The 14700-nt window shown below is 71.8% G+C and carries 13 protein-coding genes; 3 read left to right on the top strand and 10 right to left on the bottom strand.

Going from position 1 to position 14700, the window contains the following annotated elements; genetic code table 11:
- Positions 1–91: 91 nt before the first annotated feature.
- The 6 genes from efeB to ACFYVL_RS35715 form a co-directional block, all read right to left on the bottom strand.
- A complete protein-coding gene (efeB, locus tag ACFYVL_RS35740; RefSeq protein ID WP_389252500.1) occupies positions 92–1411 on the bottom strand; it encodes an iron uptake transporter deferrochelatase/peroxidase subunit in 1320 nt (439 codons plus the stop codon).
- Between the two features lie 80 nt (positions 1412–1491).
- A complete protein-coding gene (locus ACFYVL_RS35735) occupies positions 1492–3498 on the bottom strand; it encodes a copper resistance CopC/CopD family protein (RefSeq protein WP_389252498.1) in 2007 nt (668 codons plus the stop codon).
- Between the two features lie 200 nt (positions 3499–3698).
- Positions 3699–4217, bottom strand: coding sequence for a copper chaperone PCu(A)C (locus tag ACFYVL_RS35730; RefSeq protein ID WP_389252483.1), 519 nt, complete (start codon positions 4215–4217; stop codon positions 3699–3701).
- Positions 4214–4876, bottom strand: coding sequence for an SCO family protein (locus tag ACFYVL_RS35725; RefSeq protein ID WP_389252481.1), 663 nt, complete (start codon positions 4874–4876; stop codon positions 4214–4216). The genes ACFYVL_RS35730 and ACFYVL_RS35725 overlap by 4 nt, the downstream gene beginning before the upstream one ends.
- 27 nt (positions 4877–4903) lie before the next feature.
- Positions 4904–5644: a YcnI family protein gene (locus ACFYVL_RS35720; RefSeq protein WP_389252496.1), complete on the bottom strand. Its 741-nt coding sequence runs from the start codon at positions 5642–5644 to the stop codon at positions 4904–4906.
- 173 nt (positions 5645–5817) lie between these two features.
- The gene (locus ACFYVL_RS35715; protein WP_389252479.1) at positions 5818–6696 is read right to left on the bottom strand and encodes a hypothetical protein; all 879 of its coding nucleotides are present in this window, start codon (positions 6694–6696) and stop codon (positions 5818–5820) included.
- Positions 6697–6943: 247 nt separating this feature from the next.
- On the opposite strand from ACFYVL_RS35715, the gene ACFYVL_RS35710 reads away from it, so the two are divergent.
- Positions 6944–7405, top strand: coding sequence for an ATP-binding protein (locus ACFYVL_RS35710; RefSeq protein ID WP_389252477.1), 462 nt, complete (start codon positions 6944–6946; stop codon positions 7403–7405).
- Positions 7406–7448: 43 nt separating this feature from the next.
- On the opposite strand, the gene ACFYVL_RS35705 is transcribed toward ACFYVL_RS35710, so the two are convergent.
- Both ACFYVL_RS35705 and ACFYVL_RS35700 read right to left on the bottom strand, forming a co-directional pair.
- Complete coding sequence (locus ACFYVL_RS35705; RefSeq protein ID WP_389252475.1) at positions 7449–8939, bottom strand: aminopeptidase P family protein; 1491 nt, start codon at positions 8937–8939, stop codon at positions 7449–7451.
- A 152-nt stretch (positions 8940–9091) separates the two neighbouring features.
- Positions 9092–10564 (bottom strand): PP2C family protein-serine/threonine phosphatase, encoded by a 1473-nt coding sequence (locus ACFYVL_RS35700; protein ID WP_389252473.1) that lies wholly within the window; start codon positions 10562–10564, stop codon positions 9092–9094.
- A gap of 524 nt (positions 10565–11088) precedes the next feature.
- Between ACFYVL_RS35700 and ACFYVL_RS35695 the strand changes: the two genes are divergently transcribed.
- Together ACFYVL_RS35695 and ACFYVL_RS35690 are read left to right on the top strand one after the other, a co-directional pair.
- A complete protein-coding gene (locus ACFYVL_RS35695) occupies positions 11089–11775 on the top strand; it encodes a bifunctional DNA primase/polymerase (RefSeq protein ID WP_389252471.1) in 687 nt (228 codons plus the stop codon).
- Between the two features lie 231 nt (positions 11776–12006).
- The gene (locus ACFYVL_RS35690; RefSeq protein ID WP_389252469.1) at positions 12007–12546 is read left to right on the top strand and encodes a hypothetical protein; all 540 of its coding nucleotides are present in this window, start codon (positions 12007–12009) and stop codon (positions 12544–12546) included.
- Between the two features lie 275 nt (positions 12547–12821).
- On the opposite strand, the gene ACFYVL_RS35685 is transcribed toward ACFYVL_RS35690, so the two are convergent.
- Together ACFYVL_RS35685 and ACFYVL_RS35680 are read right to left on the bottom strand one after the other, a co-directional pair.
- Positions 12822–13790 carry a DUF5926 family protein gene (locus ACFYVL_RS35685; RefSeq protein WP_389252467.1) on the bottom strand — a complete coding sequence of 323 codons (969 nt, stop codon included), beginning with the start codon at positions 13788–13790 and terminating at the stop codon, positions 12822–12824.
- A gap of 260 nt (positions 13791–14050) precedes the next feature.
- On the bottom strand, positions 14051–14653 hold the full coding sequence (locus ACFYVL_RS35680) for an ATP-binding protein (RefSeq protein WP_389252465.1): 603 nt from the start codon (positions 14651–14653) through the stop codon (positions 14051–14053).
- Positions 14654–14700: the final 47 nt, after the last annotated feature.

Here is a 14700-nt window from a genome sequence, read left to right as displayed (position 1 = left end):
GGCTGCACACCTACAATCACCACCGCGGACACACCGCGCTCAAGGGCCAACCACCCGCCAGCCGCGTCCCCAACCTCACGGGTCAGTACACCTAGCCCTCCAGCAGGCGCTGCCCCACGTACTCGCCCTTCTGCGCGCCGCCCGGTACCGCGAACAGGCCGCTCGCCTCGTGCCGGATGAACTTCGACAGGGCGTCCCCTCGGTCGAGCTTGCGCTGCACGGGTACGAAGCCGCGCATCGGGTCCGCCTGCCAGCAGATGAACAGCAGCCCCGCGTCCGGCACCCCGTCCGCCGACATGCCGTCGTGGTACGAGAACGGGCGGCGCAGCATCGCGGCCCCGTTGTTCTGCTCGGGTGCCGAGATCCGGGAGTGGGCGTCCGCGGCGATGACCAGCCTGCCGTTCGGGCCGGTCTTGTCGAGGGCGAGCTCGGTGTGCTCGTCGCCGCCGGTCAGCGGGGAGCCGTCCTTCTTGTGCCGCCCGATGACCTGCTCCTGCTGGTCCCGGGGCAGCTGTTCCCAGTCGTCGAGGAGCATCCGGATACGTCGTACGACCACGTACGAGCCGCCCGCCATCCAGGCGGGGTCGCCGTTCTCCGGGACGAAGACGCGCTGGTCGAAGTCGGGCTCGGAGGGCTTGGGGTTGCCCGTGCCGTCGACCTGGCCCATCAGGTTGCGGGCGGTCATGGGGGAGGCGGTCGCGCCGGGCGAACGGTTGAAGCCGTTCATCTGCCAGCGCACCCGGGCCGCGTCGCCGGCCTCCTTCTGGACGGTCCGCAGCGCGTGGAAGGCGACCAGCGCGTCGTCCGAGCCGATCTGCACCCAGAGATCACCGTTGCTGCGGCGGGCGTCGAGGTGGTCGGAGGAGAAGTCCGGCAGCGGGTCCAGCGCGCCGGGGCGCTTGGACGCCAGGCCCGTGCGGTCGAAGAAGGTACGGCCGAAACCGAAGGTCAGGGTGAGGGAGGAGGGGCCCGCGTCGTATGCGACGCCGGTGTCCGCACCGGCCAGCGGCCTGCCCGCCATCAGCTGTTCGGCCACCGTCGACCAGCGGCGCAACAGGGCCATGGCCTCCTTGCGGCCGGAGCCGGGGGCCAGGTCGAAGGCGACGAGGTGGCCGCGTGCCTGGAGAGGCGTGGTGATTCCTGCCTGATGTTTCCCGTGAAACATCGCCGCGGTCGAGCCGAGGGTGGTCAGGGCGGCGGGCCCGTCGTCGTTCGAGGAGAGTGCGGCGGAGACCCCCGCGCCGCCCGCCGCGCCCAGGACGAGCCCGGCGGCCCCGGCCGCCCCCGCCGTACCGAGCAGCCGCCGCCGCGAGATCTCCGAGGCGGGTGCGGAACCGGCGGACGCACCGGACGCACCGGACGCACCGGATGCCGCGGCCCGCTTCGGCGACTGCCGCGCCTTCGACGACAACGACGCCTTCGACGGCGACGGCTTGGAGGAGGACGACGGCTCGGAGGAGGAAGGGGTGGGAGGGGTCTCGGTCACGCCGGTCAGCCGATCTTCACGTTCTTGTTCACGGTTACTTGGTCGATGTCGGACGTACGGATCGTCACGTCCAGCTTCCAGGTCCCGGCCATCGGGATCTGTACGCCGCTCGCACTCCAGTGTCCGGGCGCCAGCTTGTCGGGCACGACGGGCAGCGGACCGATCTGCTTCTCCTCGTTGGTGAGGGCGACCTTCAGCTCGGGTGCGTCCACCGGCTTGCGCGCGGTCGACTCCGCCCACACGTGCAGGGCGTTGCTGCCGGTGCGGCCGGGGGTGATCTGCACGCGCAGGGTGCCCTGGCCGCCGTCGCCGCCGGTGTCGAAGGGGATGCTGAGGTCGACGGGCCGGTCGGGCACGGCGGGCGAGGCCGAGGTACCGGCCCGGCCCGCCTCCTTCAGCTCGGTGCGGCCCGGTTCGGTGCTGGTCAGGACGGTGGTGACGGCTAGCAGCAGCACGGCGACCCCCGCCTCCACGAAGACGGAACGGCGCAGCCCGGTGCGTTCGGGGTCGGCGTCGCGGACGCGCTTGGCGCGCGCGGTGTTCATGGCGGCCCGCTGCCGGGCGAGCTGCGCGGCCCGCTTCGGGTCCTCGGGCACGGTCACCGGCTCCGGCTCGGACTCCGGTTCCGGCTCCGCGGCCCGTGCTTCCAGCACGGCGGCGGCCTCGGCCTCCGGGGCCGCGCCCTCCGCCAGCCGGGCGGTCCACCGGCGCGAGTACCAGGCACCGCCGACCATGACCGCGACCAGCGCGATCTTCGCCAGCAGCAGTTGCCCGTACGTCGTGTCGAAGAGCGCGGTCCAGGAGCCGACCTGGCGCCAAGACTGGTAGATCCCGGTCACCACGAGCACGGCGACGCAGCCGAAGGCGAACCGGGAGAAGTTCCGTACGGCGGCGCGTTCCAGCGAGGGCGCGCGGTAGAGCGCGACGAGCAGGGCGGCGAGACCGCCCAGCCAGCCGGCCACGGCCAGCATGTGGAGCACGTCGACGGGCATCGCGATGCCCGGCTGGAGTCCGGTCGAGGCGTGTTCGGACATGGCCCAGGTCGCGGCGATGCCCGCCGCGACGACCCCGCCGCCGAGGGCGAGACCGAAGGTGAGGTCCTTCTGTGAGGAGTCCTCGTCGTCCGGGTCCCGGTCACCGTCCCCGTCGGAGTCGCGGTCACGGGCAGGGCCGGTGTCGGCGTCCGCCGCCTTGCGCGCGTACGCCCCGAAGAGCACCGCGACGAAGAGGGCCGCCGCCCCGAGCAGCAGCAGCCGCGACACCAGCGCGGCCCCGGTCTTCGTGGTCAGTACGGCCTTGAGCGCGGTCAGGTCGAAGATGCCCGACAACTGTCCGGAACCGGTGTACGGGGCCCTGAGCAGCAGCATCACAAGGGTGGCGGCGGCCAGCAGCAGCCAGCCGCGCACCACGAGGCGCTGCATCGACCGCTCGGCCGCACCCCTGCGCCAGCAGGCCAGCACGAAGGCGGCACCGCCGACCAGCACGATGAACCCGGCGTACGCGGCGTACCGCGCGATGCCGTAGAGCACGCCGACCGCACCGCCGCCGGCCTCCTGGGTGGGCAGCGCGACGTTGCTCTTCGAGGGGGCGCCGATGGAGAAGGTGAAGGCACCCGAGATGGGGTGGCTGTCCGCGGAGACGGCCTGCCAGGCGACGGTGTACGTGCCGTCGGGCAGTCCGCCGTGCAGCGCGATGCCGTACTTGACGACGCTTCCGCTGCACAGGTCGAGCGTCTCGCCGGTGTCGGCACGCTTGCCGTCGGGGTCCAGGACCCGGATGGCGTCGTCGCCGAGGGCGATCTGCTCGGAGAAGTTGAGGGTGACCTCCTTGGGAGCGGCGGCGAGCACCGCCCCGTCCTTCGGGTTGCTGTCGGTGAGCGCGGCGTGCGCCGAGGCGGGGGTGGCCCCCGCGAGCAGCGCCAGCAGCGCGCCGAGCAGCACGGCGGCGGCGAGCAGGACGCGGGCGGCCAGAGCCGGTGCGCCCAAGATCGCCGTGCCCGGCGCGGCCGGCATTCCGGCAGGTGCCACCCGTGCCAGTGCCACCCGTGCCAGTGCCGTCCGGTCCGGTGCCGTCCGGTCCGGTGCGAGCCGGGCCCGCGTGGCCCGGCCGGTTGCGGCCCGGTCCGTTGCTGCCCGGTCCGACGCGGTCCGGCCGCGTGCGGCCGGTGTCCGAAGGTGCGGGACGGTGTCCGTCATGGTGTGCGCTCAGCCCCTCAGTGGTGCTGCTGCGGGTTGTGGGTGGCGGCCTCGACCGGCATGTCGACCTTGACCGTGCCGGCCTTCTCGAAGTGCAGCTCGACAGGGATGCTGTCGCCCTTCTTCGGCTTCTTCTTCACTTCGAGGAACATGATGTGGTTGCCGCCGCGCTTGAGGTCGAGCGTGCCGTTCGCGGGGATGTCGAAGGACTTGACCTGCTGCATCTTCCCGCCCTTCGTCTCGTGGATCTCCGCCTTGCCGGCGAAGCCGGTGGCGGTGACGGAGGTCAGCCTGTCGGCGACGGTGCTGCTGTTCTTCACGGTGAGGAAGCCGCCCGCCATGTCGTCCATGGCGGGTTCCGGAATGAAGGCTCCGGTGACGGCGAGCTGCGGCTTGGCGTCGGCGGCCTCGGTGGTCTTCGCGTTCGCCGACTTGTCGGCCGAGTCGCCGTTGCAGCCGGTGAGGGCGAGCGAGCCGGCGAGGGCTATGGCGGCGAGCGAAGCGATGCGGGTGGTGCGGGTGGTGCGGCGGTTCACGGGGTTTCTCCCTTGACGATCTTCGGGAGATCGGCGGTGTAGTCCTCTGCGGTGGCTTCGTCGGTGTACAGCACGTAGCCGGCGTCCGTCTTCGGCGAGAAGGCGATGACCTGCTTGCTGTGCATGGACACGACCTTGCCGTCCTTGTCCTTCGTGGACGGCTCGATGCTGACGCCGATCTGGCGCGCGCCGGCCTGGATGGTCGGGAAGTCGCCGGTCAGCCCGATGAAGTCGGGGTTGCCCGCGCCCTTGAGCCACTTGCCGAGTTCCTTCGGCGTGTCCCGGTCCGGGTCGGTGGTGACGAAGACGACCTGGAGCTTCTCCTGCTCGGCCTTCGACAGCTTCTTGTACGCGACGGCGATGTTGCTCATCGTCAGCGGGCACACGTCGGGGCAGTTGGTGTAGCCGAAGTAGATCAGCGTCGGCTTGCCCTTGGTGGCTTCGCGCAGGTCGTAGCTCTTGCCGTGGGTGTCCTTCAGGACGAGGTTGGGCTTCGTGTAGGGCCGGTCGAGAACCGTCGCGGCCTTGGTCTTGGTGGGCGTGGAGACCTCGGCGAGCGACTGGCCGCCGTCCTTCGAGGTGTCGCCGCCGCACGCGGACAGGGTGAGCGTGGCCGCGGCGACCAGAGCCGCCGCGACCATCACGTTCTTCTTGCGCATGGAAATCCTGTGCTTCGAGGGGGTGGGTCAGGCAGCGCGGCGGCGGCCGGCGAGAACACCGAAGGCCACACCCGCGACACCCACGATGATGCCTACGACACCGAGCACACGGGCGGTGGTGTCGCTGCTGTCGGCCGCGGCGGCGGTCTTCGTGCCCTGGTCCGCGGCGGCCTTTCCGTCGGCCGCGGTGGCGGACTTGTCCTTGGCCGCGGCGTCCTTGGCGGCCCCGTGGCCGTCGCCCTCGGGCGCCGTCAGCTTGAGGACGGGGGCCGGGTTCTGCGGCTCCGCCGCGCCCTCGGCGGGCGCCTCGATCCAGCGCACGACTTCCTTGTTGTCGTACGTCTGGATCGCCTTGAGGACGAGCTGGTCGGCGTCCTCGGGGAGCTGACCGAGCGAGAGCGGGAACTGCTGGAACTCGCCGGGGCCGATCTTCCCGCCGGTCCAGGTGATCTTCTCGACGGCTTCCTTGATCTCCTTGCCGTGCACCTTCAGCGGCTTGTCGAGCTTGGCCTTCTGGACCTCGACCGTCCACCCGGGGACGGCCTGCGGCATCACGGAGGTGAGCGGGTGGTCCTTGACCGGGAAGCTCACTTCGAGCTTCACCGTCGAGGCGTTGTCGCGCTCGTTGGGGACCTTGACGTTGACGGTGGCGTAGCCGCCCTTGGCGGCCGGGCCGACGGGCTGGACGCTGACGTGCGCGAAGGCGGGCCCGGCGAGCAGCACCACGGAGGCCGCGGCGGCGGCTGCGACGGCGGCGGCGCGGGGCATCCGGGAGGCGCGGGAGGTGGCGGAGATACGCGAAACGGTCATGACTGTGAACCCCACAGAGGCAGGAGCGAATTGGGTGAGGGGCACGCCCGCGCGGGGCGGGGCGCACCGGATCCGCGACCCGCTCCTGGTCCGTACGCGGAAGTGCGCGGGTACGGGTGGTGGGGGTCGCGTCAGGCGGCGAGGGAGTACGCCGACGCGGGTGGCCCGCGCCTGATCACCGAATGCTGCAGGCCGTCCTCACCCGTGCGGACGGGGACGAGGAAGGGCGCGGGCACCGTGGCGGGGCCGCACGCGGGAGCCCCGGGAAGACCCGCCAACAGGGCGCGTACGAGCGTGAGGGCGGCGCGCAGGGAGCCCATGAGCGCCCCGGTCGCGACCTCCTGGGCGTGGAACGCCGAGAGCACCCCGAGCCGCCGCAGCGCGAGATCACCGCGGCGCAGCAGCCAGCCGGTGGCGAGCGCGGCGAGGAGGTGACCGAGGAGCATGGGGAGGCTGGGGACCAGCGAGTGCAGACAGTCGACCGCCGCGGAGGCGTCGGTGCGTCCACCGCCGGTACCCGGAATGCCGTAGCCGTCGTACGACGAGGAGGCGGTCGGGCCGCCGGACAGCAGGTGTCCCGCGTGGCCGCCCGCCGCCGGTCCGGCGCCGGCCGTCGGGTCCTGGGCCGCGGCGGCGCCCGTCCCCGCGCCGCCGCCGCACATCAGCTGTGCGGCGAGCCCGCCCAGCGGGGCACTGTCGCTCGTGGAAGCGGCGGCGGAGTGCTGCTGGCCGAGGCCGAACAACGCGTGCAGCCCGAGCTGTCCCGCGGTCAGCGCGAAGGTGATCGAGGGCAGTGACCTGGTACGTCCGGCCAGCGGCGCGGCCAGCGCGAACACCCCTGCGAAGGCCGTCGCGAGCGTCCACCACGGCACGGTCGCCGTCGAGCCCAGCACGTGTCCGGTCGCGGACAGCACAACGCAGACCGCGGTGAAGACCGCGGCCCTCGCGAGCCGTGAGGCGGCTCGGTTGCGTGTGTCGCGCGGGGCGACCGACAGGGCGGGCTGGGACATGGCGGAGCCATCATCGCACTGTGCCCCCGTTGTGGACCCGGCAGGTCCACAAGCTCACGATCGTCCGTTACGTCGCGGAAGTCGCCCGGTGTCACAGGCCGGGCGGAAACCGGCCCGCCCCTTCTCCACCGGCGTGCGGGGTGCGCACAGCAGCCGAATGAGCCCTCTCACACCGATTGTTGGCTTACCGACCGTCCCGAGTGGCAATAGGTACTCGTATGTCGAGCCGCGGCCTGGAGGCTGGAGCATGAGCATCTGGTGGTCACTCCACTTGCGGCGCGAAGCCGCGAGCGTTCCGCTGGCCCGCCGCCTGCTGCTCGGTGCCATGGAGACCGCGGGAGTCGACCCGGACATCTCCTACGACCTGTCGGTCGCCCTCAGCGAGGCCTGTGCGAACGCGGTCGAGCACGGCGGGGACGACGCCTCGGGCCCGCACTCGGCGCAGTACCGGGTTACCGCCTATCTGGACGGCGAGAAGTGCCGCATCGAGGTCACCGACTCCGGTCCCGGCTTTCCCCCGGTACGTTGCCGGGGCACCCGGGCGGCCCGTCCCGCGCACACCCGGGAGAGCGGCCGGGGCCTGTGCCTGATCGAGCAGCTCGCCGACCACGTCCACTTCCGCAACCGGCCCCGCCCCGGCCGGGGCGCGGTGGTGACCTTCGACAAGATCCTGAAATGGCGCGAGGGCGCGCTGCTCCAGGCGTCCTGACGGACCCCGGGCAACGCGCCCCCGAACCTCGGCTGGCAGGCCCCTACTTGGCGGCCTTGGTGGCGGCCATCCACGCCTCGACCTCGTCGGAGCGGCGTGGCAGCGCGGCCGACAGGTTCCGGTTGCCGTCCTCGGTGACCAGGATGTCGTCCTCGATCCGGACGCCGATGCCCCGGTACTCCTCGGGCACGGTCAGGTCGTCCGCCTGGAAGTACAGGCCGGGCTCGACCGTCAGGCAGACGCCCGGCTCCAGGGTGCCGTTGACGTACGCCTCGGTGCGGGCGGCGGCACAGTCGTGGACGTCCAGGCCGAGCATGTGGCCGGTGCCGTGCAGGGTCCAGCGGCGCTGCAGACCGAGCTCCAGGACGCGGTCGACCGGGCCCTCGACAAGGCCCCACTCGACGAGCTTCTCGGCGAGCACGCGCTGCGAGGCGTCGTGGAAGTCGCGGTACGAGGCGCCCGGCTTGACCGCCGCGATGCCGGCCTCCTGGGCCTCGTACACCGCGTCGTAGATCTTCTTCTGGAGCGGCGAGAACGTGCCGTTGATCGGCAGCGTGCGCGTGACGTCGGCGGTGTAGAGGGTGTGGGTCTCCACGCCGGCGTCGAGCAGCAGCAGGTCGCCGGAGCGGACCGCGCCGTCGTTGCGCACCCAGTGCAGGGTGGTGGCGTGCGGGCCTGCGGCGCAGATCGAGCCGTAGCCGATGTCGTTGCCCTCGACGCGGGCGCGCAGGAAGAACGTGCCCTCCAGGTAGCGCTCGGAGGTCGCCTCGGCCTTGTCGAGGACCTTCACCACGTCCTCGAAGCCGCGCACGGTCGAGTCGACCGCCTTCTGCAGCTCGCCGATCTCGAACTCGTCCTTCACCACGCGGGCCTCGGAGAGGTAGACGCGCAGCTCCTCGTCGGTCTCGGCGGTGACCTTGTCGGCGAGGGCGGCCTCGATGCCCGCGTCGTACCCGCGGACGTTGCGCACCCGGCCGGTGGCCTCGCGCAGTGCCTCGGGCAGCTCGCGGACGTCCTTGGCGGGCAGCCCGAGCAGCTGCTCGGCCTCGGCGAGGGAGTTGCGGCGGCCGACCCACAGCTCGCCCTGGCCGCTCAGCCAGAACTCGCCGTTCTCCCGGTTGGAGCGCGGCAGCAGGTAGATCGTCGCGTCGTGACCGGTCTCGGTCGGCTCCAGCACCAGGACGCCGTCCTCGGTCTGGTTGCCGGTGAGGTACGCGTACTCGGTGGCGGCCCGGAAGGAGTACTCGGTGTCGTTCGCGCGGGTCTTCAGGTTGCCCGCGGGGATCACCAGGCGCTCACCGGGGAAACGCGCGGAGAGCGCGGCACGGCGGGCGGCGGCGTACGGCGACTGGGCGAGCGGCTGGAGGTCGCGCAGCTCGGTGTCGGCCCAGCCGGACTTCATGTTCTCGGCGAGCTCGTCGGACACGCCCCCGTACAGCCCGTTCTTGCGCTGCTTGGGCGTTTCCTCCTCCGCACCCTCGGCGGACTCGGCACCCTCGGTTTCCGGGTTCTCCGGCTTGAGCTCCTCAGACACGACACGTCTCCTCATACGACACAGGGCCAGGGGTTTCCCGCCTCCTGGCCCTCCATCGTATGTCCGTACGCACAAAGCCTCCCCAGCCTGTGGATAACTGTGAGAAATCAGTCGTGCGCGACGTCCTTCCCATACCGTCCACACGGTGCTGATCAGCTGAAACGGGCCGCCAGCAGCACGATGTCGGCAGCCGATTCCACCGCGTCGAGCCCGTCCGGGAGCACCGTCCGCAGGATGTGGTCGGCGATCGCCCCGGGGTCCTCGCGGACCGCCTTCGGCACGCCGGCAGCCGCCGCGTGCAGCCGTGCGAAGGCCCGGTCCATGGGGTCGCCGGTGCGGCGCAGCAGACCCTCCGTGTAGAGCAGCACCGTCTCGCCCGGCTCCGGGGAGATGTCGACGCTGGGCGCCTCCCAGCAGGACAGCATCCCCAGCGGCGCGGACAGCGTGGTCTCCGCGTACTCGGTCCTGCGCTCGCCGACGATCAGCGGCGGGCAGTGCCCGGCCCCCGACAGGACGATCTTCCGCTTGGCCGGTTCGCAGTACGCCAGCAGTGCGGTCGCCGACCTGGCGGGCTCGGTGAGCCGCATCAGCAGTTCGAGGTCGGACAGTACGGCGACCGGGTCCTCACCTTCTATGACGGCGTACGCCCGCAGGCTCGCCCGCAGCCGTCCCATGGCGGCCGTCGCGCCCGGACCCGTGCCGGTGACCGAGCCGACGACCAGGCCGAGCGCCCCCTCGGGCAGCGGCAGCGCGTCGTACCAGTCGCCGCCGCCGAGCGGCCCGGTGCGGTGCCGGACCGCCATCTGCACGCCGGAGACCCGGGGCAGCCGGCTGGGCAGCAGTTCCTCGGTCAGCGTCGCCACGCGCGCGTGGGCCCGCTCCAGCTCGACGAGGCGGGCCAGGTGCTCGGCCGCGTACCGGAGGTAGAGGCCCGCCAGATGGCGCCGGCGCTCCACCGGTTCGGCCGGTTCGTCGTACAGCCAGACGGCCGACCCGAAGGTGCCCGAGGGGCCGGTCAGGGGGAGGGCGTAACAGGCGGCGTAGCCCAGGCGGGTGGCGACCTCGCGGTGCAGCGGATCGAGGTCCTCCTCGCGGAAGAGATCGGGGCTTGAGACGAACAGATCCGGCCCCGGGGCCGCGTCCTCGCGCGCCCCCTCGGACGCGGCGCCGTACGCCCGGCGCGGCACCGTCTCGATGTGGCCGAGTTCGGCGTGTGCGAGACCCAGTCCGACGGTGCTCGTGGGGCCGAGGCCGTCGGCCGGTTCGAGGACGACGAGGCCCCGGCGGGCCCCGACGAGGGTCGCTCCGGCGCGCACCACGGCGTGCAGTGCTTCGTCCAGCGCACGGGTGCTCACCAGGCGTTCGGTGAGTTCGTGAAGGGTGGTGAGGTCGGAGACCCAGCCGGCCAGCCGGTCCTGGATCACGGCTCCCGCGGGTGCGGGAGTCTGCGCGGGGGGAGGAACCACAGGATCGATTCCAGCCACTTTCGGCACGTTCGGGGCGCTCATGTCAGCTGGCTTTCCGCCTGGTGCGTTTCGCTCAATAGCATCGCAAACCCCCATGTCATTCTGCGCCGCTATTAATGGGTCCACATGTACACGCACATGTGAGGGGATGTCCAGCATTGTCCTGGGGGGATTCATGGTGTCACCGAGGAATCAGAGGAAAGGGAACTTGGCGTAAAAATGCGGTCCTCGACGGGCATTTGGGGTCGACTGAGGGGGATCAACAGCGCGTCATAGTCGGCCGTGCTGGGTATCTGACTCGGTGATGACCGGGGGACTGCGGCCGCGCCGCCGTCGATCCCGGAACCCAGCGGCGGGCGCAGGCGTCCTATCCGCTGTGGGCCCGGCACGGTCCCCGAGTCGGCGGGGAAGCACCAGGGAAAGTGCGACGGGTAAGTCCAGGCACAACCGGAAGCTCCGGCGACGTACCGCGGGACGGGTAAGCGCCTCGTGCGCGCCACCCTCCGCCACGTTCACGCCCGGCCCTCGTGGGGCTGCCGTACCGCAGTCTGTTCAGTGCTTGTCCTTGTTCGGTGCTAGTCCGTTCTGCTCAGTTGCTCGGCACGTCTTTTGTACGCGCAGTGAAGTGATGCACACATGGTGCGATGTGGACCTCGGCGTTCAACGGAAAGGAACGAGCGCTCATGCGCGAGATCCTCGGTAGGCGACGCAGGCTCCGGTTCCGGCGAAGCGAGCGGCCCGCCCCACCCGGTACGGCGCTGCACTGCGCCACCGCGTGGAGGTGGCCGGTGCTTCCCGGCGTGGGCCTGGCGGCGACCGACAGCGGTTCGGGACCGGGCCGCAGCTGTGCCTGTCCCGACCCCGAGTGCGTGGTGCCCGGCGCGCACCCCTTCGACCCCGGACTGCTCGCGGCCACCACCGACGCGCGCATGGTGCGCTGGTGGTGGGAGACCCGCCCGGCGGCGCCGGTGCTGCTGGCCACCGGGGGCCACGCCCCCTGCGCGCTCAGCCTCCCGGCACTGGCCGGTGCGCGCGCGCTGCTCTCCCTGGACCGGATGGGCGTACGGCTCGGCCCGGTCGTGGCGACCCCCACCCGGTGGTCGCTGCTGGTGGCCCCCTACTCCCTGGAGCGGCTCGGCGAGCTGCTGTACGCGAAGGACCGGGTGCCCTCCTCGCTGAGGTTCCACGGGGACGGCGGCTATCTGGTGCTGCCGACCTCGCAGACGGGTGCGGGGAAGGTGCGCTGGGAGCGGGAGCCGGCCGTGGGCCGGGACGGCAGGCCGTGGCTGCCGGACGTGGAGACGGTGCTGGACGCCCTGGTGGTGGCCAGCAGCGGTGCGCCGGGCGGCGGGAGCAGGCTGGCGTACTGAGCGGGTTTCGGGCGGTGCACTCGCGCATATGGCGCGAGTGGGCACCCTCGGCTTCGGCGCACCCGCGACGTTAACGGGCGTGTGACGCTCACTCGTAAGGGTGTGAGAGGGCGGGAGTTCAGCGGAATTGGGCGCGCGGCCGACAAGGCGCGCGCCATCCGTCGATATCTTCGGCCCACCGTCACGAATTTCCCGGCAGATGACAGGTGGGCGCTCCCCTTGAATATCCGCATGATCGGGCTTTCGGCCGTCGTGGTGTTCACCGTTCTGCTGCCCTTCGCGGGAGCGTCGGCCGGACCTGCGGATTCGGAGGGGGCCGCCCCCGGCCCTGCGGAGGCCGCGCCCGGCGCCGTGGCGGCCGGGTCCAAGGGCGGTGCGGGCACCGCCGACGCGAAGCCGCTCCCGGGGCGCGCGCACGCCCGGTGCGGGCCCGAGGTGGTCTCCCCCGAGGGTGTGGAGGCGCAGACCTGTGTCCTCACCGAGGGGCGCGACACCTGGGCACGTACGTACTTCCGCAATGCCACGGGCGAGGAACTGGACGCCGTGCTCACCCTCATGGGCCCGGCGGGGCGCACCGTCCGGATGGAGTGCGCGGTGGGCGCGGAGGACGAGCCGGGGCTGTGCGAGACACCGCGCGGGACGACGGCGGGCGCGGGCGGGGAGAAGGAACCGCGAGAGGACTACACGGCGGTTTCGGAATTCGCCGGTCCGCGGGAAGGACCGCTGCTGTTGCGCTCCGGAAGCAACTCGGCTCCCTCCGCAACCCGTTGACCGGCGCGTCTTCAGCCGTACGGGGCGGGAGAAATGAAAGGCCCGATCGCTGGCGACGGGGGATGCACCAGCGACCGGGCTCCTAGAACGGTAACAAGAGATCTGCTGTTCGCAAATTCGATCTCGTGTATTCAGACAGTGATTTACCGGTCAGTACGGGGAGTTGTGACGGGGGTCACCATGTCCCGTCCGTCCCTTGTGCGCTGCGCAACGTGGACCGGCCGAAAGCCGTCCCGGAGCCGGCCGGATCACCGGCCCGGGAGGCGGCCCGACGGTCAGCTGAGGGTCACCTGGCGGTTGGTCAGGCCGCCGCGCGCGCGACGCTCCTCGGCCGTGAGCGGGGCGTCCGAGGCGAGCGCCCCGGCCAGCCGCTCGGCGAACTCGGCGGCGGGCTTCTCGCACTGCTCGGCCGTCATGGCGCTCGGCAGGTCCCAGACCGGAACGATGATTCCGTGCGCGCGGAACGAGCCGACCAGCCGGGTGTCCTCGCCGAGCGAGGACTCGCCGGCCGCGTGCAGCCGGGCGAGCGCGTCGAGGAGCTTCTCCTCCGGGTGCGGCATGGCCCACCGCAGGTGGTTCTTCTCCGGCGTCTCGCACCAGTACGCGGCGTCCACGCCGGTCAGCCGCACGGTCGGGATCGCGGCGGCGTTGGCCCGCTCCAGGGAGGCGGTGACCTCGGCGGAGGCGTTGTCGCTGTCCGGCACCCAGAACTCGAAGCCGGTGTGCACGTTCGGCTCGAAGGCGGCGTCCGCGTCCAGCAGGTCCTGCAGCCGCGGACCGTCGGCCGCGGCCTTGTCGGCGGCGACCGGGTTGCCCGGCTCGGCCTTCAGCGCACGCTGGAGGGTGTCGGCCAGGTCGCGGCTCAGGTCGCCGGACGGGGTGTCGTTCTGCAGGCCGATGAGTACGGAGCCGTCCTCGCGGCGCAGCGCGGGCCACGCCATCGGCAGGACGGTCGCGAGCGTCACCGAGGGAACGCCCTCGGGCAGTCCGCCCTTGAGGGAGAGCTCGACGGTCGCGGCCGGGACCAGCTCGCGCAGCGCGACCCAGTCGCACTCGCCGGGCAGGCCCTCGAAGGGGCGCTGGACCAGTTCGGTGACGGCGTGCGCGGCGGCACGGCCGTGGCACGCCTTGTAGCGACGGCCGGAACCGCACGGGCAGGGCTCGCGCGCCCCGACCACCGGCACGGGCTCGTTGCTGGCGGTCTGCGGCTTGGCGGACTTGGTCTGCGGGCGCTTCTTGGCCATGCGTGCTTCTCCCATTGCGGCAGTGCGGTGTTGGGCGCGAGCCTAGCCGCAATGGGGGCACGGCCTTCCCGACGGCTTTCCCGTACGTACGTGGCACTCGGTGCACGCGCGCGTGATCCGGGTCCGCGGACCGCCCGGGGCCGTGGGCCGGGAACCCGGAGGCGGACGCGGGCCGGCCGGGCCCGCCGAAGCGCTTCGGCCCGCCCGTCGAACGGGACCGCCCAGGCCGTCACACCTGCCAGTCCAGGTCGTCGAACGCGTCAGCCCAGGTCGTCGAACGGGATCGCGAAATCCAGCGCCGGTGGCGCGACGCGCGTAGCGAAGTCGCTGTGCCGGTGGCTGTCGTCGAGGACCACCCAGACCGTCACCTCGCCCGACGCGCGGTCGTCCCGTACACCCCAGTTCTTGGCCAGCGCGCTGATGATGTTCAGCCCGCGGCCGCCCCGTGCGGTGACCGAGGGAGTGGCCGGAACCGGGCGGGTCGGACCGCCACCGTCCGTCACCTCCACGGTCAGCGCTCCCGCCGGATCCACCCCCCACGCGGCGCGGACGTCACCGTCGCCGACCTCCGCGGCGCCCAGTGGCCTGCCGTGCCGGCAGGCATTGCTGAGTAGTTCGGAAAGGACCAGAACCGCATCATCGACGACCGATTCGGACACCCCTTTTGTGCGCAACTCTGCACGCATCTGGTGTCTGGCCGCCCCGACGCCCGCAGGGCCATGCGGAATGGCCATGCACGACGACGTGGGCACCTCCTGTGCCTCCATCAACGCCACCCCCGAGACCTCCTTCGCCCCCACGCGAGGTGTGAATTCCCCAATGGCCTGGACCGGAAACCGGCCAACCCGCGGCCAGTGATGCACTCGTAACGATCGAATACGGTACGGATGCGCCGGAGCACTCCCAGTAA

The sequence above is a fragment of the Streptomyces sp. NPDC004111 genome (assembly GCF_042874215.1).
GTDB lineage: Bacteria > Actinomycetota > Actinomycetes > Streptomycetales > Streptomycetaceae > Streptomyces.
This window is presented reverse-complemented; position numbering and strand designations above follow the sequence as displayed.

What these genes read in the sequence shown, in the direction of transcription:
- ACFYVL_RS35735 (WP_389252498.1), bottom strand. Translation starts at nt 3,498, where the DNA reads ATGCCGGCCGCGCCGGGCACGGCGATCTTGGGCGCACCGGCTCTGGCC.
- ACFYVL_RS35695 (WP_389252471.1), top strand. Translation starts at nt 11,089, where the DNA reads ATGCGCGAGATCCTCGGTAGGCGACGCAGGCTCCGGTTCCGGCGAAGC.
- ACFYVL_RS35710 (WP_389252477.1), top strand. Translation starts at nt 6,944, where the DNA reads ATGAGCATCTGGTGGTCACTCCACTTGCGGCGCGAAGCCGCGAGCGTT.
- ACFYVL_RS35720 (WP_389252496.1), bottom strand. Translation starts at nt 5,644, where the DNA reads ATGCCCCGCGCCGCCGCCGTCGCAGCCGCCGCCGCGGCCTCCGTGGTG.
- ACFYVL_RS35690 (WP_389252469.1), top strand. Translation starts at nt 12,007, where the DNA reads ATGATCGGGCTTTCGGCCGTCGTGGTGTTCACCGTTCTGCTGCCCTTC.
- ACFYVL_RS35725 (WP_389252481.1), bottom strand. Translation starts at nt 4,876, where the DNA reads ATGCGCAAGAAGAACGTGATGGTCGCGGCGGCTCTGGTCGCCGCGGCC.
- ACFYVL_RS35685 (WP_389252467.1), bottom strand. Translation starts at nt 13,790, where the DNA reads ATGGCCAAGAAGCGCCCGCAGACCAAGTCCGCCAAGCCGCAGACCGCC.
- ACFYVL_RS35715 (WP_389252479.1), bottom strand. Translation starts at nt 6,696, where the DNA reads ATGTCCCAGCCCGCCCTGTCGGTCGCCCCGCGCGACACACGCAACCGA.
- ACFYVL_RS35700 (WP_389252473.1), bottom strand. Translation starts at nt 10,564, where the DNA reads ATGCTGGACATCCCCTCACATGTGCGTGTACATGTGGACCCATTAATA.